Origin of the sequence: Silvanigrella aquatica (genome assembly GCF_001907975.1) — a bacterium.
In the GTDB taxonomy this organism is placed as follows: domain Bacteria; phylum Bdellovibrionota_B; class Oligoflexia; order Silvanigrellales; family Silvanigrellaceae; genus Silvanigrella; species Silvanigrella aquatica.
Window position 1 is genome coordinate 3076031 of the sequence record NZ_CP017834.1, and the last position, 23565, is coordinate 3099595.

23 protein-coding genes and 1 tRNA gene are annotated in these 23565 nt (G+C 31.3%); 6 read left to right on the plus strand and 18 right to left on the minus strand.

Translation table 11 applies throughout. The features are described 5' to 3' along the window. Positions 1-13: 13 nt before the first annotated feature. From AXG55_RS13115 to AXG55_RS13125, 3 genes are read right to left on the minus strand one after another with little or no spacing between them, the layout of a single operon-like run. Positions 14-511 carry a hypothetical protein gene (locus tag AXG55_RS13115; protein ID WP_148698556.1) on the minus strand — a complete coding sequence of 166 codons (498 nt, stop codon included), beginning with the start codon at positions 509-511 and terminating at the stop codon, positions 14-16. Beyond that, complete coding sequence (nusA, locus tag AXG55_RS13120) at positions 480-2096, minus strand: transcription termination factor NusA (protein WP_148698557.1); 1617 nt, start codon at positions 2094-2096, stop codon at positions 480-482. The genes AXG55_RS13115 and nusA overlap by 32 nt, the downstream gene beginning before the upstream one ends. 59 nt (positions 2097-2155) lie before the next feature. Continuing rightward, the gene (locus AXG55_RS13125) at positions 2156-2827 is read right to left on the minus strand and encodes an LSm family protein (RefSeq protein WP_233231223.1); all 672 of its coding nucleotides are present in this window, start codon (positions 2825-2827) and stop codon (positions 2156-2158) included. 220 nt (positions 2828-3047) lie between these two features. On the opposite strand from AXG55_RS13125, the gene AXG55_RS13130 reads away from it, so the two are divergent. Further along, complete coding sequence (locus tag AXG55_RS13130; RefSeq protein ID WP_148698559.1) at positions 3048-3545, plus strand: YraN family protein; 498 nt, start codon at positions 3048-3050, stop codon at positions 3543-3545. A gap of 147 nt (positions 3546-3692) precedes the next feature. On the opposite strand, the gene AXG55_RS13135 is transcribed toward AXG55_RS13130, so the two are convergent. The 5 genes from AXG55_RS13135 to AXG55_RS13155 form a co-directional block, all read right to left on the minus strand. Next, the gene (locus tag AXG55_RS13135) at positions 3693-4799 is read right to left on the minus strand and encodes a histidine decarboxylase (protein ID WP_233231224.1); all 1107 of its coding nucleotides are present in this window, start codon (positions 4797-4799) and stop codon (positions 3693-3695) included. Positions 4800-4991: 192 nt separating this feature from the next. Then, on the minus strand, positions 4992-5915 hold the full coding sequence (gene trxB / locus AXG55_RS13140; protein ID WP_148698561.1) for a thioredoxin-disulfide reductase: 924 nt from the start codon (positions 5913-5915) through the stop codon (positions 4992-4994). Between the two features lie 208 nt (positions 5916-6123). Further along, the gene (locus tag AXG55_RS13145) at positions 6124-6879 is read right to left on the minus strand and encodes a tyrosine-protein phosphatase (RefSeq protein WP_148698562.1); all 756 of its coding nucleotides are present in this window, start codon (positions 6877-6879) and stop codon (positions 6124-6126) included. A 24-nt stretch (positions 6880-6903) separates the two neighbouring features. Continuing rightward, positions 6904-7371, minus strand: coding sequence for a Spy/CpxP family protein refolding chaperone (locus AXG55_RS13150; protein WP_148698563.1), 468 nt, complete (start codon positions 7369-7371; stop codon positions 6904-6906). Between the two features lie 122 nt (positions 7372-7493). After that, positions 7494-7580 (minus strand) — tRNA-Leu (locus AXG55_RS13155). A 129-nt stretch (positions 7581-7709) separates the two neighbouring features. Here AXG55_RS13155 and fabG point away from each other — a divergent pair. Continuing rightward, complete coding sequence (gene fabG, locus AXG55_RS13160; RefSeq protein ID WP_148698564.1) at positions 7710-8528, plus strand: 3-oxoacyl-[acyl-carrier-protein] reductase; 819 nt, start codon at positions 7710-7712, stop codon at positions 8526-8528. A 486-nt stretch (positions 8529-9014) separates the two neighbouring features. Then, positions 9015-9482 (plus strand): hypothetical protein, encoded by a 468-nt coding sequence (locus AXG55_RS13165; RefSeq protein WP_148698565.1) that lies wholly within the window; start codon positions 9015-9017, stop codon positions 9480-9482. A 10-nt stretch (positions 9483-9492) separates the two neighbouring features. Here AXG55_RS13165 and AXG55_RS13170 read toward each other — a convergent pair whose 3' ends face one another. Further along, positions 9493-10077 (minus strand): hypothetical protein, encoded by a 585-nt coding sequence (locus tag AXG55_RS13170; protein WP_148698566.1) that lies wholly within the window; start codon positions 10075-10077, stop codon positions 9493-9495. Positions 10078-10240: 163 nt separating this feature from the next. Here AXG55_RS13170 and AXG55_RS13175 point away from each other — a divergent pair, with 163 nt between their 5' ends. Next, on the plus strand, positions 10241-10687 hold the full coding sequence (locus tag AXG55_RS13175; protein WP_148698567.1) for a hypothetical protein: 447 nt from the start codon (positions 10241-10243) through the stop codon (positions 10685-10687). A gap of 17 nt (positions 10688-10704) precedes the next feature. On the opposite strand, the gene AXG55_RS13180 is transcribed toward AXG55_RS13175, so the two are convergent. Both AXG55_RS13180 and der read right to left on the minus strand, forming a co-directional pair. Further along, positions 10705-12105, minus strand: a complete 1401-nt coding sequence (locus AXG55_RS13180) for an RsmB/NOP family class I SAM-dependent RNA methyltransferase (RefSeq protein ID WP_233231225.1) — start codon at positions 12103-12105, stop codon at positions 10705-10707. 7 nt (positions 12106-12112) lie between these two features. Further along, on the minus strand, positions 12113-13618 hold the full coding sequence (der, locus tag AXG55_RS13185; RefSeq protein WP_148698569.1) for a ribosome biogenesis GTPase Der: 1506 nt from the start codon (positions 13616-13618) through the stop codon (positions 12113-12115). Between the two features lie 137 nt (positions 13619-13755). Between der and AXG55_RS13190 the strand changes: the two genes are divergently transcribed. Continuing rightward, positions 13756-15108, plus strand: a complete 1353-nt coding sequence (locus AXG55_RS13190) for a CCA tRNA nucleotidyltransferase (protein WP_148698570.1) — start codon at positions 13756-13758, stop codon at positions 15106-15108. Positions 15109-15110: 2 nt separating this feature from the next. Here the strand turns inward: AXG55_RS13190 and AXG55_RS13195 are convergent, their stop codons facing one another. The 7 genes from AXG55_RS13195 to AXG55_RS13225 form a co-directional block, all read right to left on the minus strand. Then, a complete protein-coding gene (locus tag AXG55_RS13195; protein ID WP_233231226.1) occupies positions 15111-17093 on the minus strand; it encodes a S8 family serine peptidase in 1983 nt (660 codons plus the stop codon). Between the two features lie 18 nt (positions 17094-17111). Next, positions 17112-17867 carry a hypothetical protein gene (locus AXG55_RS13200; protein ID WP_148698572.1) on the minus strand — a complete coding sequence of 252 codons (756 nt, stop codon included), beginning with the start codon at positions 17865-17867 and terminating at the stop codon, positions 17112-17114. 109 nt (positions 17868-17976) lie between these two features. Continuing rightward, positions 17977-19935 carry a S8 family serine peptidase gene (locus tag AXG55_RS13205; protein WP_148698573.1) on the minus strand — a complete coding sequence of 653 codons (1959 nt, stop codon included), beginning with the start codon at positions 19933-19935 and terminating at the stop codon, positions 17977-17979. Between the two features lie 248 nt (positions 19936-20183). Further along, the gene (locus tag AXG55_RS13210; protein ID WP_336469963.1) at positions 20184-20714 is read right to left on the minus strand and encodes a PQQ-binding-like beta-propeller repeat protein; all 531 of its coding nucleotides are present in this window, start codon (positions 20712-20714) and stop codon (positions 20184-20186) included. A gap of 17 nt (positions 20715-20731) precedes the next feature. Further along, entirely contained in the window at positions 20732-21568 is an 837-nt protein-coding gene (locus AXG55_RS13215; RefSeq protein WP_148696237.1) for an IS3 family transposase, read from the minus strand. Between the two features lie 14 nt (positions 21569-21582). Next, positions 21583-21870, minus strand: coding sequence for a transposase (locus tag AXG55_RS13220; RefSeq protein WP_148696238.1), 288 nt, complete (start codon positions 21868-21870; stop codon positions 21583-21585). A gap of 62 nt (positions 21871-21932) precedes the next feature. Next, on the minus strand, positions 21933-22526 hold the full coding sequence (locus AXG55_RS13225; protein ID WP_148698575.1) for an outer membrane protein assembly factor BamB: 594 nt from the start codon (positions 22524-22526) through the stop codon (positions 21933-21935). Between the two features lie 141 nt (positions 22527-22667). Here AXG55_RS13225 and AXG55_RS13230 point away from each other — a divergent pair, with 141 nt between their 5' ends. Then, positions 22668-23510: a putative 4-mercaptohistidine N1-methyltransferase gene (locus AXG55_RS13230; protein ID WP_148698576.1), complete on the plus strand. Its 843-nt coding sequence runs from the start codon at positions 22668-22670 to the stop codon at positions 23508-23510. Positions 23511-23565: the final 55 nt, after the last annotated feature.

Below are 23565 nucleotides of genomic sequence, written 5' to 3' on the forward strand. Positions count from 1 at the left end.
CTTGCAATTATCTCTACGAATTAGACATAATAGCGGACAATACTTTAATAACTGCATCCTTGCGGCTGACAAGCATAGCTTTAACAGCTTTTTCTTTGCCAAAGAAGGATTTTCCAAGCAAATTAGAATCAGCGTTGATTTTTATACCGAAAACTCTGCTTCCATATTTAAGAAGTACAGCTTCACAGTGGCGATAAAACCGATCGCTTCCATCATTTGAAAAAATCAGCACTCTCGAAATACGATGGGGATCTTTCGACTTTTGCTTGGAACGCAAGGAAGCCAGTCCCGCTTCTTCTGTTTGCAATAAAGTTTCAATGCTTTCCAAACCACCACGGAGAGTACCGCAGCGGCGTGCAAAGGCAAGTGCTTGAATCAAATTCTCACTCAATTCAACACAAGGAACTTTTACAGTACCTTCAGGAGAAAAAACCTGGAAAGACTTTTCCATGGTATGGAACAATATTTGATTTTCAGTTTCAGTTTCCAATAATCTTGGCAGTCTCAGCATGTAACTTTCCAGAAAGTTTAACAGGTAATCCTGTTTTATAAGCAATTTCATCTGCATTTGAGCTTGCAACAGAGTTGAAGTCTGCAAATCCAGCGGTATGAATTACGGCCGCAATTTGTTCTGCGACACCTTTTAACTGCATCCAGTAACGCAGTCTTTCAACAGGCACTGTTTTTACATCGACTCTATCAGGGTCAAGAAGGGGTTGAGGACGTGTTTTAGCAACAATATCATCAATAGCAGCTTCCGCTTCTTCAGACTCTGAGGTTTCTTCATCAATAATAGGCTCACCTAAGTGAAACTCTTCTAAATCTTCGTCTGCATTGGCATCAGGATTTTGTGATGCTTGAGCCGCCGCAAGTTCAGCCGCTCCTTGCAATACTTGATCTGCTTCTTCAGGAGTTAAACGAAGAAGTTTTACTAAAGTGCGATGATCCATGCGTGAAATATCCGCAGGATCCTTATAGCCTTCATTTACTAAAATTTCAGCACGCATTTCGCCTAATGCTGGAATTTGCGCAATCACATTTTTATATTCTTGAACAAGCTCACGCATTTTGGATTCAGAGCGAATGTCCACTTTCCAACCTGTTAGCTGTGCTGCAAGACGCACATTTTGCCCTCTTTTACCAATAGCAAGGGAAAGATGTTCATCGGGCACAACAACTTCCATAATATGAAGACGTTCATTCACAATCACTTTAGAGGGCTCAGAAGGAGCCAAAGCATTACAAACAAAACGAGCTGGATCGCGATCGTATGGGATGATATCAATTTTTTCACCACGAAGCTCTTGAACAATAGCTTGAACGCGCGCGCCTTTAATACCAACACACGCCCCTACGGGATCGATAGAAGGCTCTGTGCTATAAACCGCAATTTTCGAACGGCTTCCAGGGTCGCGAGCAGCACTTTGAATAACCACAATTCCTTCAGAAATTTCAGTTACTTCTTGCTCAAATAAGCGAATGAGGAGTTCAGGGTGAGCGCGGCTCAACATAACCTGAGGGCCTCGCGTTGATTTTTTGACATCGACAACAAAGGCGATGACTTTGTCTCTAATTTTGTATTTTTCGCCTGGAATTTGCTCGCGAACAGGTAAAACACCTTCCGTAGGACCGAGATCAACAATGATATCTGCCTTATCAAAACGGCGTACTTGACCTGTCACAGTTTGATGCTTTTTATCGCGAAATTCGCGAACAACTTTTTCCTTTTCCGCTTCCATCACTTTTTGAACAATAGCTTGTTTTGCAGCTTGTGCGGCAATACGACCCAATTGATCGGTCGGAAGAGGCTCTCCAATTTCGTCACCAACTTGCAAGGAATCATCCATAGCAAGAGCTTCTGATGCGGGAATTTGCTTGCTTATGTTTGCAAGTTCTTCATCAGCCACAACTGTTCTATAGCGAATAAGTTCAATTTCTTCGGTTTCTTCATTGAAGCGCGTTTCAAATACGCAATCACCAAAATGCTTGCGCGCCGCAGTAAGTACCGCTTCCCTTAATGCGCCAATAAGAAGTTGACGATCAATATTTTTTTCTTTACCAACAGTTTCAATAACACGCTTCAAATCTATTTGCATTCAATGCACCTCAGAAAACAAGTCAAGAATTCAATAAACCCCATAGAAAAAGGCTCATACTATTTTGATTTTTTAAACGCACCATTTCGCGCTTTTTGTCTTGCCGCATCTTTTGCCATTTTTACTGACTTGGACAAAGAATGAAAAGGGAGCACAAAAGCAGCTTTAATTTCCTCTAAAGGAATTTCAAACCGATGAGCACCTTCCGCAAGCACAATGACTTTAGGCTCTTTATTACCACAAATTTCAGCTAAAACCATAGTAAATTTGCTTCTTCCCTCAACTCTTTCCCAAGTTTCTACCTTAAGCACATCTCCAACAGAAGCTTCATAGTCTTCCCAATCATAAAGAGTGGGTTCAGAACCAGGAGAGCCCACACGGATATTGACTTCATCCTCAAAGATATCAAGGGCTGTCGTTGAAAGCAGATACTTGTGAAATTCAGTACATTCATCAAAAGTAAGAGTTGTTTCCGCCTGACGGGGAACAATACGGGCATCTACATCAGCCAAAGAGTAGCCCTTATCCAAAATGATATCAACAACGGGCTCACCTTCTTCATAAAGAAAGAGCCAATTACGAACACGCATTTTTAAAATCCCAGGATTTTCCACGCCCACTTCTTTGAGATCAGCAAGAGCTTTTCTTAAACCTTGCAGAATTTGCGTATGAAGTTGCTTAGTAAGGAGTCTAGGATCACTTATTTTATTAGTATCATTAGCAAGATACAAGATATCTCCAAAATTTTCGATCGAGTGCATTTTTAATCTTTTGACCCATAAGGGGCAACCCACAAAATAGGCAAAACAATAATCAGATTGGGTATAACGTAATTCGTATAAAATCAAATCAAATTTTTAGAGACCTGTTTAAATACTGGTTATCCCTCAAAAACCAGGAACCTGTCCTTTATTATGGCAAATTCATATCCAAAATGAGGAAAACTTTCAAATGGATACTGCATACAAAAAAAAACTCGGCAGCTGGGGTGAAGAAAGGGTTGACCTCTGGATGCAACAAAACAACTGGCACCCTAAGGAGAAAAACTTGAGAATTCATAAAGGAGAAATTGATCGCGTATATTTTTTTAAGTCCGGGGAAGGAATTAAAAAATACTGTATTGCTGAAATAAAAACAAATATTATTCATTCAAAAAAATCATTTTTAGAGCTATTTAACGAAGTCGGTATTAAAAAATATCTAAAACAAAGGCAAATTCAAAACATTTATAAATTTGGTGAAATGTATTTAGCAAATGGAAAAAAAAATATTTATCTCAGAATTTTTATTGTCTTAAAATTTAATCAAAAGTTAAAAATAAAGAATACCATTCACAAGAACAGTCCTATCAAAATTTGTTTGATTCATCATGAATATATCATACTATCTATTGAACCTGAATTTACCAACATCAACTCACGTAAGAGTCTATTACAAATAAAAATATAAATTTTTAAAGTTTACACAATTTATAGGGATTTTCTTATTTAAATCATTAATATTGTTGATTTTTAAAATACAAAGTGGTATATATTAATTAAACTAAAGGCAATGTTATGTGCACAATTAAAAAATACATAAATAATAATATTTTCTTCATAACAATAAATCCTCTATAAAATTATCAATTACTTTATAACTTACATGTGGTAGCGTGATCATATGAGCAATTTCATTATAAGGTGCCAATGTCCATTTTTTAATAACATCATCTTTCGGCCTAGGAAAAACAACAATTGGAGAATATTGATTAATCCAAGCATTAATTCCATTATTCACCATTTTATCTCTTGTATATTTCGCTTTTTCTAAAGATTCTTCAACAATATGTTTCAATTTTAAATGGCTATGTTGCTGAATAGCACACCATAAAATTAAAGGTGTAATAGCATTTCTAGATCCCGTTAAGGTAGAATCACTACTTTTAATATACTCTATAAAATTTTTAATATCGTTCATTATAGATTGATGGGTTAAAAAAACGCCGCATGGTATAGGAGAACCAATAAATTTATGACCACTTATAGAAATACTATGAATTTCATCTAATTTAATTGGTTTATCCATTTCACAGAAAGGCAATATAAGACCATGAAAAGCAGCATCACAATGAATATAGTATTTGCTAACTCTATTTCTTTCTAAAATACACTTAATTTTTTCTAAATTATCAATAGCACCTGTCATTGTAGTGCCTAAATTTGCCATAATAATAACTGGTTTTTTAGAATGAGAATGAATTTTTTCTTCTAAAATATTATAATTTAATTCACCATTTTCTAATACAGGGATAGACTCAAATTGACTTCGCGTTATTGAAACTGCCTTTGGAATACTATAATGACTATGCTCACTATAATAAACAATACCATCAGGATAACATAATCTTCCTACATGAAGGCCAAATAAATTTCCTTCGGTTCCTCCATTTGTAATATATCCCCAAAAGTTTTCATTCTTGTAATATAGATTAGCAATAAAACTGACTACTTCTGATTCAAATTCATGGGTATTTAATTTATAATTCGAATTATTAAAAGGATCTCCTGCATTATTCAATGAAAGTTCAAAAAATTTATTTAATATTGAATAATTAAACTTTTCGTTTACTGGATATCCAATCATATACTTGCTATTTTTTTGTAATTCTTTGTATTTATCTGACAATATAGATTCATAATTCTCAAAAATTTGAGCGTTCATAAAATACTCCATTTTTATTTTTATTTATTCACAACAAAATTAAATTAATTTTTGATATGTAAATTTTAATGTTTGCTAGAATATATTATAAAAAAAATGAGGCATCAATTCATTTTACATTTTTTTTAGGATGGTGAATTAATAAATTATTTAAATATTTAATGAAACATTAATTTAATTTATCAAAATAAATTAATGTTCCATACCCTCAATGTATTTTTCTGCTTGAAGAGCGGCTTGACATCCTCTTCCAGCAGCTGTAATTGCCTGACGATAAAGTTTATCTTCAACATCTCCTGCTGCAAAAATTCCCGGAATATTGGTATGTGTTCCATTATGCGTCAACAAATATCCTTTTTCATCCATTTCAACCAACCCTTTTACAAAATCAGTATTGGGGTGATGACCTATAGCCATAAATAATCCGTCAACATGGATGTTATCTGTTTTTCCAGAACTGTCTTTCACAATAATTCCTGTTAACCCCTTATCGTCAGCTAATGTATCAATAACTGCCGTATTATAAATTATTTTAATTTTAGGATTTGCAATAACGCGCTCTTGCATAGCTTTGCTAGCACGGAATTTATCATTTCTGTGTATTAAAACAACTTCATTGGCTAATTTTGAAAGATAAGTTGCCTCTTCCATAGCGCTGTCACCACCACCCACAACAGCTACTTTTTTATTACGATAAAAAAAGCCGTCACAGACTGCACACGTCGATAAACCATATCCCATAAGCTTATCTTTATTTGGTAAAGGTAACGTGATTGCCGATGCTCCTGTGGCAATAATAAGTACTTTTGTTTCAATGTCTTCTTCATAATCTCTTTTAATAATAAAAGTACCATGGTTTGTTTTTTCTACTTTAGAAACAGAGCCATTAAGCATTTTTGCACCTACTTTTTCAGCTTGTTGGCGCATATCACTCATTAATTTATTACCATCAATTCCATCAATAAAACCTGGCCAGTTTTCTATAACACTTGTCGTGGTAAGCTGCCCCCCAGGCTGCATTCCGCATATAACAACAGGAGATAGTGCCGCTCTGGCACAATAAATTGCTGAAGTTAAGCCGGACGGACCGGAACCGATAATTACCACTTTTTCCATTTCGAACTCCAATTCATTATGATTGAAAAACTTTTCTAGAGAAGATAGCAGGAACTCTCCTCCAATTTAGACTTAGTCTAAGGCATGGTAATGGTAATGCAAATAAATTTCAACTAAATGGAGATGTTTATGTCTTTCCCTGAAAATTCTCTTATTTGGCTCACAGGATCATCATCTGAAAGAAGTGGGATTTTTGGTATTTATTGACTTATTTAATGAACTGGCTTGCTGCTAAAGAAAGTGTTTCAAATGGAATATGACATTCCCCTTCAATAAACTTAGAAATTCCACCATGGGATTGCATTTCTTCCATAAAGTTTTTCATGCGCCCTATTTTATGTTTTTCCAATGCGCTGGTTTTTTCATAATCACATTCTATAGCATTAATCATTTCAGCATTGGATAACTTCTTTTGCTCTAACATAATCAGAGACATCATAGCCGCAAAAGTGCCTGTACGATCACGACCCACATCACAGTGAAATAAAAAAGAGTTTTTTTCAATAAGATCTTGAATTGTATTTTTAAAAAAGACGCACATGGACTGTTTAAACTCGGGTCTTTTCCAATTTTCTAATTTTTCAATGTCTGATATTTCAAAAGTTGTATTAGGATGATAGCCATACATACGTGTGCCATCTGGTTTTTCACAATAATAAGAGTGAGGATCCCAAGGACTAAAATTTAGGGAATAAATTTTTTGAGGGTTTTGAATTTTATCACAGCTCCAACCTGAAAAATATTTATTAGAACGATACATAAGTCCTGTATTAAATACTTCTTTATTTAAGCATTGGTTTAAACTTTGTCCAACATCTCTAAAATTAAGTCTGTAATCGAACATGCCAATCCAAAGTTTTGGTTCATACTTGCTCTTATCCCACTTATAAATAGAGTAAACGCCTACAAATATACACCCTAATAAGACAACAACTAAAATAATAATTTTATTTTTCCGAAACATTTAATTCTCTTTTATTTTGAACTTTTACTCTTCTTTATTTTTCTCGTGTTTATGGTTTTTCATACCTTTTTTCATATTTTCAAAGAATTTTTTGCGCTGTTCTTCATTTAATATAGGTCTTATTTTTAACATCATATTAAAATGTTGCGCAATAATTTCCCCATGATTCTTTTCAATTTCAGAGTGGATAATTTTTAAATCTTCATCAGTTTTTTTATTATCCGAATAGGCTTCACGGAAAGCTTTCATTTTTTCCGAAATATCCTTATGCATTTTCTTCATTTCGGAGCTATTATCTTCAATTATCTTTTTTATTTTTTCTTTTTGCTCTGGATTTAACCCTAATTTCTCAAATTGCTTTTCGGGGGGATGAGGCATATATGCCGCCATCATTTGCCCCTCGTCCATAGGCTCAGAAGATTTTGCTCCTGCAAGAGCTACAGGTAAAAGCATTCCTAATACGAGTGAAGCCACAAAATACTTATTTTTCATGATTCCTCCGAAATAAATTGAATTTAGAACAAAAAGCAATTCGATCTTATTCTAGAAAAAAGAAAAGTCAATTTACGTGGATTGATTGTATTTTACGGAAGATAAAGATACTAAAAAAGGAATGGTGCTCATGACCAGAATCGAACTGGTACACCCTTGCGAATACAGGATTTTAAGTCCTGTGCGTCTACCTATTCCGCCACATGAGCACGAAACATTACATATAGCATGTGTTTGAGAATGACAAGGCTTCAAAGCATATTTACGTAAAAAAAATTTCGTGCTAGCGTCTCAAAGTGTATTTTATTAGCTTAATCATTGATTTAATAGAGGATTACATGGAAAATATTGCAAAAAAAGAAAATGAAAACACAAATATTGCTCAAATTATACGCAATATTTACGCATCCAGCCTATTAAATGGAAAAGTTGCACTTGTGACGGGCGGCTCCCGCGGCATTGGCAGAGCTATCGCGGTGGCTTTAGGAGCTCTTGGCGCCAAAGTCATTGTGAATTATGCAGGCAATTCCCAAGCAGCAGAAGCAACCGTATCTGAAATTATGCAAAATGGGGGCATGGCAACATGCGTCAAGTTTGATGTTTCCGACTTTAATCTTGTGCAAGAAAGTATCAAAGTTCTCGAAAAAGAGCATGGCGGCATTGACATTCTTGTCAATAATGCGGGTGTCTCTAAAGATAATCTATTTGTAAAATTTAAAGAAGAAGAATGGGATACGACTTTAGATACAAATTTAAAAGGAGCCTTTAACTGCGCGCGCGCTGTTGCTATGGGTATGATGCGCAAACGTGCAGGTAAAATTATCAATATATCTTCCGTAGTGGGATTAATGGGAAATGCAGGACAATCGGCTTACTCTGCAAGTAAAGCAGGCTTAATTGGACTCACAAAATCTCTGGCACTGGAGCTTGCAGGAAGAAATGTTCAAATAAATGCTATTGCACCAGGCTATATTTCGACAGATATGACGGATGCTCTTAATGAAGAAGTGCTTAAGAAGATTATTGAAAAAATTCCAGCCGATAAAGTAGGTGAACCCATTGAAATTGCCAAAGCGGTTGTATTTTTAGCAAGCTCTTCATCAAGCTACATTACAGGACAAACTCTATCTGTTGATGGCGGCATGATAATGCGATAAGAAGTATAAAGCATATTAAAGAAATTCCATTCTCTATCTATAAAAATAATAATTTTTTCTAATAATAATCTCGCTAATTAAAAAATAATATGTTTTATTAAATAGATACTGTTTATAATAGATTACCAGAAATAATAAAATTAACAATAGAAGCCTTAAAATTGCATCTCATTAAATTTTCCCATATAATGAATAAAATCTGAAATAATTCATTTTATGAATACTTTAAAAGACTTAGTATAAAAATAAATATTAATTGGTAAGTTAATATTGATTACCAATTAATATTTATTTTTTTCATTATAAACATACTTATAATAATAAATATTCAATAATAATGAATATTATCTAAGATAATTTATGCAATAAAAAAAGCATAAATTATAAAATAAATATTTTTGGTAATCTACATTGTTTGACATAACAAGTAAAAAGTACAATTAGACATGACTTGTGTTCAATTTATTTCTTTATGAAAGGTAAAATATGAATAAAATAATAAAGTCTTGTATAACTTCGCTAGTCCTTTTAAATTTTGGAAACGCCTTTTCACAAAATTTAAATTTATCAATTGAAAATGAATGTAGAGAGCAAAGTATAGGAGAACATCAAAGATTAAATGCCATTAGAATAAATAATTATACGCCTGATAGATTAACGCAATTATGTTATTCACTTCGAACAACTAGCCCAAGTCAATATAATATAATAGATTATTATGATATTACTTTAATAAATTTATTGACTCGCATTAGAGAAATCGAGATTCAAAGCAATAATCAAAATACAAATTTATTAAAATGTTTTAATATGGAACACTTAAAAATAAAACTCGCAAAAGCGGTTTTTACGGAAAGAAACGGCAGTGAAGCTAGTTTTAGATCAAAAATAAATATTACAAATAGAAAAATTGAAAGTAATTGCCAAAATATGTTCAGGTCTGGCCATCAATAGAAAAAAATTATCAATTAAAATTAATAATAGGAGTTACTAAAAACTCCGCTCTAGAGCCATCAGAATAAGCCCCTAAATATCTATTTTTACTTACTGCAATATATGTTTTTGAAAATGATTTAAAATAATAATGATTTTGATTTAATTCTGATTTTTCTAAATATAGTGCTACTATTTTATTTGAACTATTTTCCAATCCCCTATAAATCCAGTCGAAAAAATCATAAACTAAAATATTTTTATTATTGTATTTAACATAAAATAAGTTATTTAAAACAGGTTCATCACATTTAATTTTATCTGAAACCGGATAAAAGTAAAAATAACTTTGATAAACAATAGCATCTATAGGAGCCAGCCAGTTGCCATATTCTGCTCCAAAACTCAAATAGCTATCCAATTTATTATTATAATATTTAATTAAGTGATATGTAAGTATGAAGCCATAATCAATATTGTATGAATAAATATGTTTTATATAATAAGGCTTACAAAATCTAATTTCATGATTATTTATCATTTGTTTTGCATTTGCAAAATTGAAAAAGTGCAAAAATAAAAATATTAAATTCAACTTAAGCAAATGATATTTCATAAAATCCCCTTATAATGATAATAAAAAAGTAAAATATACAATTTGTTAATTATTTTCAATTTTTTATCTAACGGACTTGCTAATTCTTTTGTTTTCATGTAGTTAAGTTAATTGATATCGCCTGCTATTAAAACTTTCGCTAAAATTAAATACGGAGTATTTTATGATAAAAGTGCTGTTAATTGGAGCGTCGTTCTTTGTTTCTTTAAATGCTATGGCAACACCCATAGTTAACCAGCCTCTACTCTCGAAAAAACAATATTCAGGCTATGTTGCACCAGGCTATAATACTTCCCATGAGTGCAATATCTATCCTAATTGGGTCGTCATCACCTATGGAGCAGGAGAAGCAAAAATAAAACACAACAAAAGAATTGCAATTAGTGGAAATATTTTTGCCATGATTGAAGAAGCAAAGCGAGGACCGTATGAGAAAAATAATAGCCCCTTAGATGCCTCAGCAGCATCGTATACCGCTTTAAAAACAAATATTGATGGCACAGTTTCAAGTATTGATTTGGGAGTTTATGTCGGAGATACATGGCAATTAGCTAATCTTTCTGCAGGTGCATTTGGACTGAGACATTTATTAGATAAACTATGCGATTAATTTTATTTGAAATATTTTTAATCAGAAATTTTTTTCAATACCGCTACAAACATGGTATCTGCATTTTGGAGAGGTGAGCCAACTACAACCTGTTTCTCAAGAGTGAAATTAGAATTATGGCTTAAAAATTGTTCAATAATATTTTCATTCTCATCATAAATCCAACTGCAAGTTGAATAAACTAAATTTCCAAGTGGACGCACAGCACAACTTGCCGTCTGTAATATTTTCAATTGCAAATCACATAAACTCTTTAAGTTTTCTTTTGTTGCCCTATATTTTGAATCTGGATTACGGCGCCATGTTCCCGAAGAAGAACAAGGAGCATCAATTAATACCCAATCAAATCCTTTATTATTTTCAATTTCTCTTTGAAATTTTGGTAATCCCTCTCCATTCCAAGAAACACAACGAATATTAAAAAAACCACTTTTTTTAGATCTCTTTTTAAGCTCTTCTAATTTATATTCACGAATGTCTGAGGCATAAATAACGCCTTTATTCTTCAAATAACTTGCTATTTGTTGCGTTTTCCCACCGCCTCCGGCACAGGAGTCCCAAACAAATTGCCCCATTTTTGCTTCAACGTGTTGCCCAATTTGCTGACTTGCCAAATCTTGAATTTCAAAATACCCTGAGCGAAAAGTATTTAAAGCAAAAATACCACCTTTTCCTTCAATGACTTTTAAAGTATTCTCATCAAAAATTTCTGCTTTATATCCATTATTTTCAAGTTCAGTCAGAATATCTTTTAAATATTTTGCATCATTTAAGCGAAGCCACATGGGAGGACGCGATTCAAGTAAGATAAAAAATTGTTCTATTTGATTTTCATCCCAATTAGATACCAAAATTCTTTTTTCAATATATTCTGAAAACCAAAGAGGAATACTTTGCATAATCATTTTCGCTAAAAGCGAATCATTTTCTTTAAGATTATGATTAATATAATCAAAAATATTTTTTTCATCTATAAAATTATTTTCTTTAAATTCAAAGGAAATATTTTCAGAAAATTTATAATTTAAATTCAAATATCTTAAGCGAATCCAAGTAAAAAATCTTTCCTCAGACATATCACGAAATGAACTTAAAATTTCATTTGAATTTGAATATTTTTTTTTAAAATTTTGTATAAAACCTTGAAATTCAATTTTATTATAATCATTATTAATCAGGCTGTATTTAAAAAATTCTTCACAAAAAACGGCGAAATATCCATATCGTATTCCTGCAAAAATTCCTTCGCTATACCAGCGTCTATCACGACTGCCATATTTAGAGCTTTTTGCAAATTCTTGAGCAAGCCATCTATCCATTTGCGGAAGAGATTCCTGTACAAGAGAAGAACGCCACAATTTATATAAGTGCTTCCAACGTCCTTCATAGTTTTTTAAATTATTTGATATGTCAGACATTTTACTTTTATTCCTCAGACTCATCATCGACAAATTCGATTTCAGAACCATCTAAGGCCTTCATATCATCAAAGTTCATAGAGCGAATATCATCATCGTAATTTCTATCTTTTTGAAAACGAGCTGCTTTCGTATTTTTTGTTCTTTCTCCATTTTCATCTAATGGAGAACGAGATCGTTCACGAAATACAATTGAAATAGGAATATCTTTATAGTTAAAAGCTTCACGGAAAGCATTTTCAACAAATCTTTTATAACTAAAATGGAGATCCTGAGGATGTGAACAAAATATAACAAAGCGAGGAGGTAAAACTCCAACTTGAGTCGCATAAAAGAATTTAATTCTCTTTGATTTATTTTTCAACATAGGAGGTGTATGTTTTAAAAGAACTTCTTTTAAAACATTGTTTACTTGAGATGTAGAATTTCTTCTCTTGCTTTGATCATAAAGATCAATACACATGGGAATAAGCTTACTCACTCTTAAATTTTCAAGTGCACTTACAAAAACAACGGGCGCATAACGCAAATATCTTAAATCTAAATGAAGTTTTTCCGTAAATTCATTAACTGTTTTAGAGGTTTTATTTTCAATTAAATCCCATTTATTGACAACAATTAAAATAGGTTTACGCATCTCAAAGGCATATCCTGCAACGCGGGCATCACCGTCCGTAGCGCCATCTTCCGCATTGATAACTAATATGGAAATATCTGCGTCTTCTAGACAAGCAACACTTCTAAATGCAGAAAAACGTTCTAACTTATCTGCCATACGACTTTTACGACGGATTCCAGCTGTATCTATCACTCTTAATTCACGACCATGGTATTTGATTCCGGCGTCAACCGTATCCCTTGTCGTACCCGGCCGCGCGTCTACAATAGAGCGTGTTTCACCAACCAATCTGTTTAAAATCGATGACTTGCCCACATTAGGACGACCTATGATCGATAATTTAATAGGTGGGTTTTCAGGATCTTCTTTTTTCTCTTGAGGCCCATGAGCAAATATGGCTGTGGCCGCATCAAGTAAGTTGCCAATCCCTCTGTTATGCTCAGCACTCACAGGATAAATACCGGGAACACCTAATTTTCTAAATTCTTCAATAAAAATATCATCTTTGGGAAGATCGCACTTATTCACACAAACAATAAAGTTCTTTTCAGATTTTCTAAGACGACGGATAAGTTCACTATCGACAGGGTGAATGCCTTCACGCCCATCAACAACAAAAATAACGGTTTCAGCTTCTTCAATAGCAATTTCAGCTTGCTCAACCAATTGTATTTTTATGTTATCCTTTGATGTGGGCTCAAAACCACCTGTATCACAGATATAAAAGGCTTCACCCTCATGCTCTGCGCGCCCAAAAATGCGATCACGTGTGACCCCGGGTTCATTGTGCACAAGGCTTTTGCGTTCGCGGATAATACGGTTAAACAACGAGCTTTTTCCGACATTGGGGCGACCGACAAGGGCTACCAATCGCGTATAGGTTCTTAGAGTCATTATAGAGTGATCCTGTTTCTGTCTTGTAAAATATGCTAGAAGCTTTTCAAGATGCCATGATCCTTAAAAATATCACTAGGCGAAAAAGAGGCAAAAAGAAGGCATCATAGCCAATCAACTTGCATAACGGAAAATTTGTGAAACATAAAGCGCTTTTTAAAAATAAGGTTTTTTCCCCTTATTCTAAGGTAAGAAACTCAAAACTATACAACACTGCAAGACAAATATGCAGCATTCTTAAAAAAAACCAATATGAAGCCTATCTGGTAGGGGGGGCTGTCCGCGATCTCCTGCTCAAGCCCAATGCCATTCCAAAGGATCTTGATATCGCCACTTCTGCTTCTCCTGAAGAAATATGCAGAATATTCCAAAATTCAAAATTTGTCGGTGAAGCATTTGGAGTCTGTTTAGTTACATTAAATAATTTGTCATTTGAGGTCACTAGTTATAGAAAAGAAGGAAAATATTTAGATAAAAGAAGACCCGAAAGTATTTCAAAAGGCACTTTTGAAGATGATTCAAAAAGAAGAGATTTTACTATTAATTGCCTCTATTTTGATCCTATTAAAAATGAAATTCGAGATCCCCAAAAAGGATTTACCGATCTCAAAAACAAAATAATTCGTTGCGTAGGACAAGCAGAAGACAGATTAAATGAAGACGCACTCAGAATATTAAGAATGGCGCGTTTTGCGGCAAATCTTAATTTTAACATTGAAAAAGAAAGTCTATCTGCGGCAAAAAAGTATGCTGAGGGAATTCATCAGCTCAGCAAAGAAAGAATATTATTAGAATTTCAAAAAATAAAATTAGGACGCTTTTATTATTTTGCTGAATATTTAAACTCAATACTTGATCTCAATGAAATGCTATCTGATAAAATAAAAATGAAACATATTACTGATGACTCCATTTTACACAACAAACATTATGTTAGCAAAATCAAAATTGACACACAATATCCCTTTTTTAATTTTTTAAAATATTTTTTATTCAAACACACAATTGACTTAAATAAAACTGATAATTTTGAAAAAACCCTTGAAAAATGGCCTTTATGCACTGAAGACAAAAAAATCTGCACAATTTTTATGAATTGCATTAAATTAAAAAATAATATGTCTAAAAATATTGAAGTGGAACTTCTCGACTTTATATTCTTCGAACAATTACAAACAATTAACTCAATTACAAAAAATATCCCATATGGCGTTTTAATAAATTTATCTCTATTCATAAAAGATAGTTTATTGATTGAAACATTATATAAATATATCGATATATACTCTAAAAAAATTACATTTCAAGTTAATACTAAAGAAATAATTAAAGAAGTAGAAAAAAACAATCTCGATAAAAAATATATTTCTGCAATTTCAAAATATTTACATTACATTAATTTTAAAAAAGGTATTGTTCCTGAAATTGATACCATAATTCAATTTAAAAAAACTTTTTTTATAGACTATTTTAAAATTGGCTCAATATAAAATTAAGGATCATGTCCAATAATATTTATTTTCCAACCTTTGAGATCAACAGTCTCTTTTGAATTATAATTAGAAACCACAATTTTCCAATTGCCTTTTGCATTTTCTTCAAAAAAAGCATTGGTTAAATAAGTTCCTGCATATTTATCGCTATTTTTTTTAAAGTCATTTACTGGATATGGATAATTTTGAACTGATTTTTCATCGGGATTCAATTCAATAAGTGAATTTCCTGGATATAAAATAACACTTCTCGTATTGCTAGGAGAATATAGCTCAATTGAAAGACCATCTGATTTTGTTGTATTTATATAAGGAGTTATTTGAACTGATTCAATAACAATATCATTAGTAAAATTTATAATATTTTCTATTGATGTACCAGAAACAATTGGCGCAGATAACTCTATGGACTTATCTGATTTCTCCTTAGAAGATTTATTAGCATAAGGTGATTTAAAATTATGTACCAAATTAATTGCTTTTTCTGCATCAGCTAAACCAAAACCATAAAAGTTATGAAAATTAAACCCAGCTGCATTTGTTGTCCACTCTAAATCCCATTTAGAAGCAAAACTAGAATTTAAATTACCCACTCTTTCTAAAATTTTAATACAGCTTGGCTTAGGATTAGGAACTAATTTATCTTTATTCGCTGTTTTAGCTAAAATATATTTAATATCTCTTAAACTCAAATGTGAATTAGCATGGAGCATTAAAGCAATTACACCACTAATTGAAGGTGCTGCAGCAGAAGTTCCATCAAATTCAGAAGTATAATTATAATTTTTATTTTCGGAAAGATTTCCTTCATCAAAATTACTTATAATTTTTGACCTTTTTTGACATGAAATATTTGTTGTTAAAATCTTTGCACTAGAACCATAATCTTCCGAAGAAAACTTAAAAATATTATCATTTTTAGATGTCGAACTTTCACCTCCACCAATACCAGAAATCCAAATATTTGAGCCCAAGCTTGAATAATTTGCAGCAGAACCATTTGCACTAACAGCAGCTACAGTAATCACATAAGGATATTCTTTACGAGCATCCATCATAGATAAGTGAGGTCTTAAGGCATTCAAGGCTTCTCTTTGATTTACGCTTAATGAAGAAAAAGAAGCCGCATTAATATATGCTAAATAAAGTTTCATAAATGGATCTTCTTTTATACCTCTCTTTTCAGCAATTTTTTTAGCGTATTGGAGATCACATGTATAATTTCCTGCGGACCTGACAACAACAAAACCAGAGTTGTTATTTTTTTGACTATTTTTGACAATATCGTCAGAAAACCCCGCTGCAGCCCACTCATCAAAAAAACTAAATGTAAAAGCACCATTTCCAAAACTTTCATTTATAATTTGAATCGATTTTCTTGCGGCTAAATTATATATTTCTTGCTCTAAAGCATAAGTTGAAGTTGAATTCTTCTTTCTTGCTAAATCTGAAATGATATTTGCTGAAGCTATTTTTACTTTTGGCGCAATACCTCTAAATTTATTTACTCTGTTTTCAGTAGCACCTATAATTCCAGCAACACTGGTTCCATGGCTTTCTTCACCCACTCCAATATCAGGTTTATTTTCTAAAGTCTTTAAAGTTAAATAATTCATAATATTAATACTGGAATTAGGTAACACATTGGGTTCTAAATCTTGATGGTATAAATCAACTCCCGTATCTGATACCAAGACATTTACTCCAGTTCCATCATATTTTCCCAATGGGATATTTAAATCTATTCCAGGCATTGGTTGGAGTTTTGAATAGGAATAAGAACCACTATTTTTTATAAACCATTCTTCTTTAAAAAGATTTTTTGTTGATACCGACTTTTCCCTTACATTGCATGAACCAGAGCGCATATAATTCTCTTCTTTATTTACTTGATCTCCTGCAAGAGAAGGTAATTTTTTTTCACCACAGCCTGTTATAAATTGAAATAAAAAAAAGTATAAAAATATAAACTTTCGCTGCATATAAACCCTCATGAAATATCACTCAGCTTTGGGAAAATAATTAATAACTTCTAAATTTACAGATTTTATATTTGGATTAGATTTCAGATCGTTGACTGATTGCAATATATTAGATTTGGCATTAGCTCTTACCACAATTATATTTTTTTCTGGATAAGACGAAAAAAATTTAATATGATATTGACTTTCAAAATGCTTAACATCTTGCAATTGATGATTTAACTGAATGATCATATATCCATTTACAACTCCAACTGTTGCTGTATGAGGATCAATGGCAACTAAAGAATAATCTGGGTTATAATTTTTATATGACCCTGCATCATTAATAGAGTGAGTGTCATAATAATAAAAATTGTTATCTTCCCAAAGAATATCTGATTGAGACGCTTTATTATTTTTTTTATCAACAGCAATAACACCATAACTAAAAGACCAATTTCCTACTGCAGGCACGCGATCATGAGAGTTGTATTTTAAATAATTTTTAAATTCTGTTTCATTATATCTATGTTTTGAATTTATAATATTTGGATTTTTTTTATTATATAAATCTATCATATCCTTAATATTATCTTCATATTTTTTATCATTATTATCAATTTTTGTCTCTTTATTATTAATTATCAAATTTTTATTTATGCCAGATTCTTTGCTTTTAATCTGACTTAGCTCATTACTTTCAGGAAAATCATTATGTTTATTAAATTCATAAATAATAACAAAAATTATTCCAAATATTAAAATAACTAAAGCGAGAGATTTTTTATTCAAATCAGACTCCAATTTCATTTTTAATAAATTTGGTATCAATTAAAATTAAGGCTCAGAAGTATTTCGGATTTTTATTAAATTATATTAATTTTATAACAAAAATTTGACTCTAGGGTTTGTGCCCGATAATATTAATTTTCCAAGCATTTAATTCAACATTGCTAGATTTATTTGTATTTGTAACCTTAAGAGACCAGTCTCCATTTGAGTGCTCCCAATAAAAAGCATTGCTTAAATAAGCTCCTATATAACTATCTTGATATTTTTTATAATCACTCAAAGGGTAGGGAATAGAATAAAAGGTATTGCTTTTAAAATCAGCATTAATAAAAGAATTTCCAGGGTATAAAACAATACTCCGTGTATTGCGCGGTGAAATCAATTCAATTGATAACCCATCGGCTTGAACTGCTGATATATAAGGAGTTACTTTAATTGCTTCAATTATTAAGTCTTTATCAATGGAAATTTTATGTTTCAAGCTTTCACCCGATCGTAATACTGCCAAATTCAAAAGACCTGATTTATAAATATACTCCTTTAGCGGCTTATTTTTAAAAGGAAACTCATACATACTTACTTCTTTAAGCGCTTTTGTGGCATCAATTAATCCAAATCCATAAAAATTATGAAAGCTAAAATGAGCCGCATTTTCCACCCACTCCAAATCCCATGGCTCTTTTAGCTTCGAATGAAATTTTCCCAATTTTTCTAAAATTTTAATACAACTCGGTTTAGGATCACTTATAAGTTTTTCACGATTTGCACTTAAGGCAAGAATATGTTTAACATCACGCCACTTTAACTTAGGATTTGCTTCTAATAGCAATGCAATAATTCCACTGACCGTAGGAGCCGCAGCAGAAGTTCCATAAAAAGAAGAGGTATAAAGTAAATTTTCATTTTCAGGAAGTTTACCTTTATCAAAATCATTTCTTGCATCTTCAGCTAAAAATCCTGAAATATTTGTCGTTAATATCTTTGGTAGTTGACGATTTAAATCAGGTGATTTGACTAAAATTCCATCATTTTTTCTTGTACTGCTTTTTTCTCCTCCAATACCTGTTATCCAAATATTCGAACCAAGGCTTGAACTGTCATCAATAATGCCTTGTGAACTTAATGAGGCAACAACAATTTCATTAGGCTCTGAAACATCTCGCATTAAGCTAGATAAATGAGGCCGTACAGAAGATAAAAGCTCTTTATCAAAATGACTAAGTTGATACAAATTTGATTCATTTAAATCAATTAAATATAACTGTGAAAATTTAGTCAATTTCTGTTTATCTAAAATTAATTTTGGATATAAAAGATTGCATGTAAAATTACCAGCTCCTCTGACAATATTGAGATCAGAATCTTTTGCATTTTGATTTTTTTGAATATATTCCATCAATTTTTTATAATTTTTATCCTCATTAAATAAAGTAAAATTAGACCAATCATAAACAAGAACATCATTAATAATTTTAATATTTTTTTTAAATGCGACTTGATAACTTTTCATATACATATCAAATAATGAGATTACAGTTCCATTTATAAAATCGGATCCCATATTTGATGAAGAAAGTTTAACATTGGGAGCGATACCCTGAAATTGATTATAAATATTTTTTTTTGCCCCAATCATTCCAGCAACATTTGTACCATGACTACTTTCACCTTTTTCTAAATAATAATTACCCTCTTTTAAAGCTATTTTGTTTGACTTTACAAAATTTAGTGATGAATTTTGTAACATATTTTCTTTTAAATCAGGATGTAAAAAATCAATACCACTATCAATTATCATAACTTTGACATCATTTCCCGTTAGCTTGCATGACGCAGGAATATTTATATCGATTCCTATTTTTGGATTTATATCTGAATATGAATAATAACCTTCGTTTTTTATATACCATTGTTCTTTGAATAAATTTTTTGAATTTTGCGAAGCTGAGTTTTTATTAATATGAGTTATTTTGTTCATTTTTAAATCATCTATAATGTTGTTATTACCACAACTACAAATTATAATTAATATAAAAATTATATAAATATTTTTTATAAATTTCATCATATAAATTCCTCAATTATTTTTCAATACGTACGACTAAAACGAGTTACTATTTTTATAGATAAATATGAGATATTTGCATTTTAATTAAGCTCATTCATATCCTAAAAAATATTTTTAGTAGTTTTTATATCCTTCAATAAATTATAAGAAAAATATTAAAATATTATTATTTTTTAAATTATCGGTTTTTTATGAATATATTTTATTTATAAAAGTTTGACAGAGAGAAATTTTTTCCTAATAATTAATTATTGCAAAGGAAGTAATTCTAACTTTTTATTAAAGGCATATATTTTGTGATCAAAGCAGCTCACATATATTAAATCTCTAAAATCTAATAAAATATTTGAATAAATTGGCCCTGCCAATCGATATTTCCAAGCAAGCTCGCCTTCAGATGATATTTTATAGATATGATAATCAAATGAACCTATAAATATATTTCCTTTATTATCAATTTTTGGTTGAGAATAGACAGTCCCACCGGTTTCAAATTCCCATTTTTTAGTTCCATCAGGATTCATAGCATAGAGTTTATGATCATATGAACCTATATATATTGTACCATCATTTGCTACTGTAGGACTAGAATAAATCATTCTTCCTGTTGCATATTCCCATTTTTTTGTTCCCTCATAATTGAGGGCATAAATTTTATTATCATAAGAACCAAAGTAAATTGTGTCATCATTCGCAAATGCTGGTTTTGAATAAACCATTCCTTCTGTTATAAAACTCCATCTTTTTTCACCATCAGACGTTATAGAATATGGTGTGATCCCCGAAAAGTGGACGGTTAAATTTCATAATTTTTTTCATACTCTAATGGTGCAAGATAATCAAGGGCAGAGTGCGCACGAATTCGATTATAAAACACCTCAATATATTCTATAATCGAAGATTTTGCTTCTTTTCTAGTAAGAAAATTGCATCGATGTACCAATTCTTTTTTTAGAGTGGAAAAAAATGTTTCTGTAATAGAATTCTCATAGCAGCTATTGCTCATGCTTTGATGAAAATGATTTAATTTTAAATATTTTCTAACTTCTTTACTTGAATATTGTGATCCTTTGTCACTATGAAAAATTATTCCATTTGGAAAATGAGATCTTTTTTTGTATGCCATGTTTAGTGAATTCAAAACAATTTCTCTTTTTAGATTATCTTGCATGCTCCAACCAATTATTGCTCTTGAAAAAGTATCCAATATTATGCACAAATAAACCCAGCCCTCTTTCGTTGGAATATAAGTAATATCGCTGGTCCAAAGTTCGTTGGGCTTATAGGAAGTAAAATCCCCTGAAATTAAATTCGGAAAATGTATCGCTTGCCTATCAACCTTTGTTGTTGTTTTAAATTTAGGTTTGCCGACCCCATTCAGATTTAGTTTCTTCATAATCTTGGATATTCGTTTTTTTCCAACTTTAATAAATGACTTTTTAAGTGTTGATAAAATTCGCCGTCTTCCATATGTACCCCTTGAAGAAGTATGTATTTTTTTTATTTCTTCTTCAAGGCTAAACTCAAATTGATGATTTTTATCTTTACACTCAAGCCATTTATAAAATCCACTTTTAGAAACGCACATTACTTTGCAAAGTAAAAGAATAGGATAATTAAGCTTCTCTAGCAATATAAACTCGTATTTTAATCGAGTTGCTTTGCAAAGAAGCTTGCCGCCTTTTTTAGGATTTCATTTTCCTTTTTTAAAAGCTCGTATTCTCGCTTTAGCTTTTTCAATTCGTCAGAGTTTTTCTTTATATTTGAATTTTCCTTTTCGCCAATAGAACGCTTCCAGCTATTCAGAGTGGGGTAGGAAACCTCAAACTCCCTAGCTATCTGAGCCATGCTTTTAGGGCTATTTTCTAAGACTTCAAGGACTTGGTTTTTAAACTCAAGAGAATATTGACTTTTAACTGATTTCTTCTTTACCATGGGACAACCCTTCTATATGAACGCCTAAGTTCATAGCATATTGTCCACTAAAAGGAATCACTTTAATACAAATTGTTATCATTGGAGCCAATATAAATATTTCCTTTGCTATCGATTGCAGGACTTGCAGAAAATATTGCTCCACCTGTTTTAAATTCCCATTTTTTAGTCCCATTTGGATTTATAGCATAAATTTTTGCATCATTAGAACCAACATAAATAATTCCTTTTTTATCTATAATTGGACTCGAATAAATTTCATCGCCTGTTTCAAAGATCCATTTTAATGTACCATCAGAATTAATAGCATATAAATTATGATCAGTCGATCCAACATATATAATTCCTTTTTTATCGATGACAGGTGATGAATATATTTCTCCATTAGTTTTAAACTTCCATATTAATTTCCCATTATTTGAAATGTGATATAAATTTTGATCATAGGAACCAAAGTACATAGATCCATCATTATTTATGACAATACTTGAATAAATTTTTGCCTCAGTTGGAAACTTCCACCACGGGACATACTTGTAAGGAATATTTTCTTTTCGCATATATGATATTTCTTCTTTCGCAAATGTATTTATAGTTATACAAAATTGGTAAGCTAATAGGAATCTCAGCACATATTTTATAATGAGTATTTTCATAAAATCTCCTTAATTGAGCATCTGATAGTTGAAAAAATATTTATACATTTTATTTATAAGTTTGACAAAATATAATAATTATGAAATAAAGACAAATGATTTGTTTTTTTAAATTTAATAATTATTTAACATGAGGATAACATGACCAATATAAGCTCTTATGCAAAAGATAATAAATCACTACACTCAAAAAAAATAATTCCAAATGTTAAAATGGAAAAAAATATTATTATTAATAGTCAAAATAAAAATCCTTATGAAACAGATGAAATGCTAAATATGTATTTAAATTTTCATTATGGTAAATCATTTTTTGATGTTCCAAATTATTTAAAAGCACTCACAGACATTGCTATAAGACATTCTAGTAAATTTAAAAAAGCGTTAGATATTGGTTGCTCTGTTGGACGTGCAAGCTTTGAACTTTCTCAATACTTTGAACACACAGATGCCTTAGATTATTCAAATCAATTTATTCAAACTGCTAAAAAAATACAATCTAATGAAGCTGTTTATTATACAAATCTGATTGAAGGAGAAATTTCTGAATACAAAAATGTGAATATTAAATCGTTTATTTCTGATACTACAAAAATCAAAAATATACTTTTTAACAAAAGTGATGCCTGCTATCTTGAACAATCATTTTCAAATTATGACCTCATATTAGCCGCTAATCTTTTAGATCGCTTAAAAGAACCGGCCTTATTTTTGAAGGGAATAAGCCAGAGAATGAATTCAGATGGAGTTTTTATACTCAGCTCGCCTTATACTTGGATGGAAAAATATACAGATAAAAAAAATTGGCTTGGCGGAATTACACCTCAAGGCAGCATCATTACAAGTTATGATGCTTTAAAAAATATTTTATCTAAAGAATTTACAGAAGTTCAGCCACCAAGTGATATCCCCTATATTATTCAGGAGACATCAAGGGAATATCAATTAGGCATAGCAGAACTTACAGTTTGGCGAAAAAAATAAATAAATTTATTTTTAAACAAAAGATTATTATTAAATTACAGTTTTAAAAAAATTT

What these genes read in the sequence shown, in the direction of transcription:
- AXG55_RS13145 (WP_148698562.1), bottom strand. Translation starts at nt 6,879, where the DNA reads ATGTTTCGGAAAAATAAAATTATTATTTTAGTTGTTGTCTTATTAGGG.
- AXG55_RS13175 (WP_148698567.1), top strand. Translation starts at nt 10,241, where the DNA reads ATGATAAAAGTGCTGTTAATTGGAGCGTCGTTCTTTGTTTCTTTAAAT.
- AXG55_RS13130 (WP_148698559.1), top strand. Translation starts at nt 3,048, where the DNA reads ATGGATACTGCATACAAAAAAAAACTCGGCAGCTGGGGTGAAGAAAGG.
- AXG55_RS13165 (WP_148698565.1), top strand. Translation starts at nt 9,015, where the DNA reads ATGAATAAAATAATAAAGTCTTGTATAACTTCGCTAGTCCTTTTAAAT.
- nusA (WP_148698557.1), bottom strand. Translation starts at nt 2,096, where the DNA reads ATGCAAATAGATTTGAAGCGTGTTATTGAAACTGTTGGTAAAGAAAAA.
- AXG55_RS13230 (WP_148698576.1), top strand. Translation starts at nt 22,668, where the DNA reads ATGACCAATATAAGCTCTTATGCAAAAGATAATAAATCACTACACTCA.
- AXG55_RS13150 (WP_148698563.1), bottom strand. Translation starts at nt 7,371, where the DNA reads ATGAAAAATAAGTATTTTGTGGCTTCACTCGTATTAGGAATGCTTTTA.
- fabG (WP_148698564.1), top strand. Translation starts at nt 7,710, where the DNA reads ATGGAAAATATTGCAAAAAAAGAAAATGAAAACACAAATATTGCTCAA.
- AXG55_RS13220 (WP_148696238.1), bottom strand. Translation starts at nt 21,870, where the DNA reads ATGGTAAAGAAGAAATCAGTTAAAAGTCAATATTCTCTTGAGTTTAAA.
- AXG55_RS13135 (WP_233231224.1), bottom strand. Translation starts at nt 4,799, where the DNA reads ATGAACGCTCAAATTTTTGAGAATTATGAATCTATATTGTCAGATAAA.
- der (WP_148698569.1), bottom strand. Translation starts at nt 13,618, where the DNA reads ATGACTCTAAGAACCTATACGCGATTGGTAGCCCTTGTCGGTCGCCCC.
- AXG55_RS13205 (WP_148698573.1), bottom strand. Translation starts at nt 19,935, where the DNA reads ATGATGAAATTTATAAAAAATATTTATATAATTTTTATATTAATTATA.
- AXG55_RS13195 (WP_233231226.1), bottom strand. Translation starts at nt 17,093, where the DNA reads ATGCAGCGAAAGTTTATATTTTTATACTTTTTTTTATTTCAATTTATA.
- AXG55_RS13180 (WP_233231225.1), bottom strand. Translation starts at nt 12,105, where the DNA reads ATGTCTGACATATCAAATAATTTAAAAAACTATGAAGGACGTTGGAAG.
- AXG55_RS13170 (WP_148698566.1), bottom strand. Translation starts at nt 10,077, where the DNA reads ATGAAATATCATTTGCTTAAGTTGAATTTAATATTTTTATTTTTGCAC.
- AXG55_RS13115 (WP_148698556.1), bottom strand. Translation starts at nt 511, where the DNA reads ATGCTGAGACTGCCAAGATTATTGGAAACTGAAACTGAAAATCAAATA.
- AXG55_RS13225 (WP_148698575.1), bottom strand. Translation starts at nt 22,526, where the DNA reads ATGAAAATACTCATTATAAAATATGTGCTGAGATTCCTATTAGCTTAC.
- trxB (WP_148698561.1), bottom strand. Translation starts at nt 5,915, where the DNA reads ATGGAAAAAGTGGTAATTATCGGTTCCGGTCCGTCCGGCTTAACTTCA.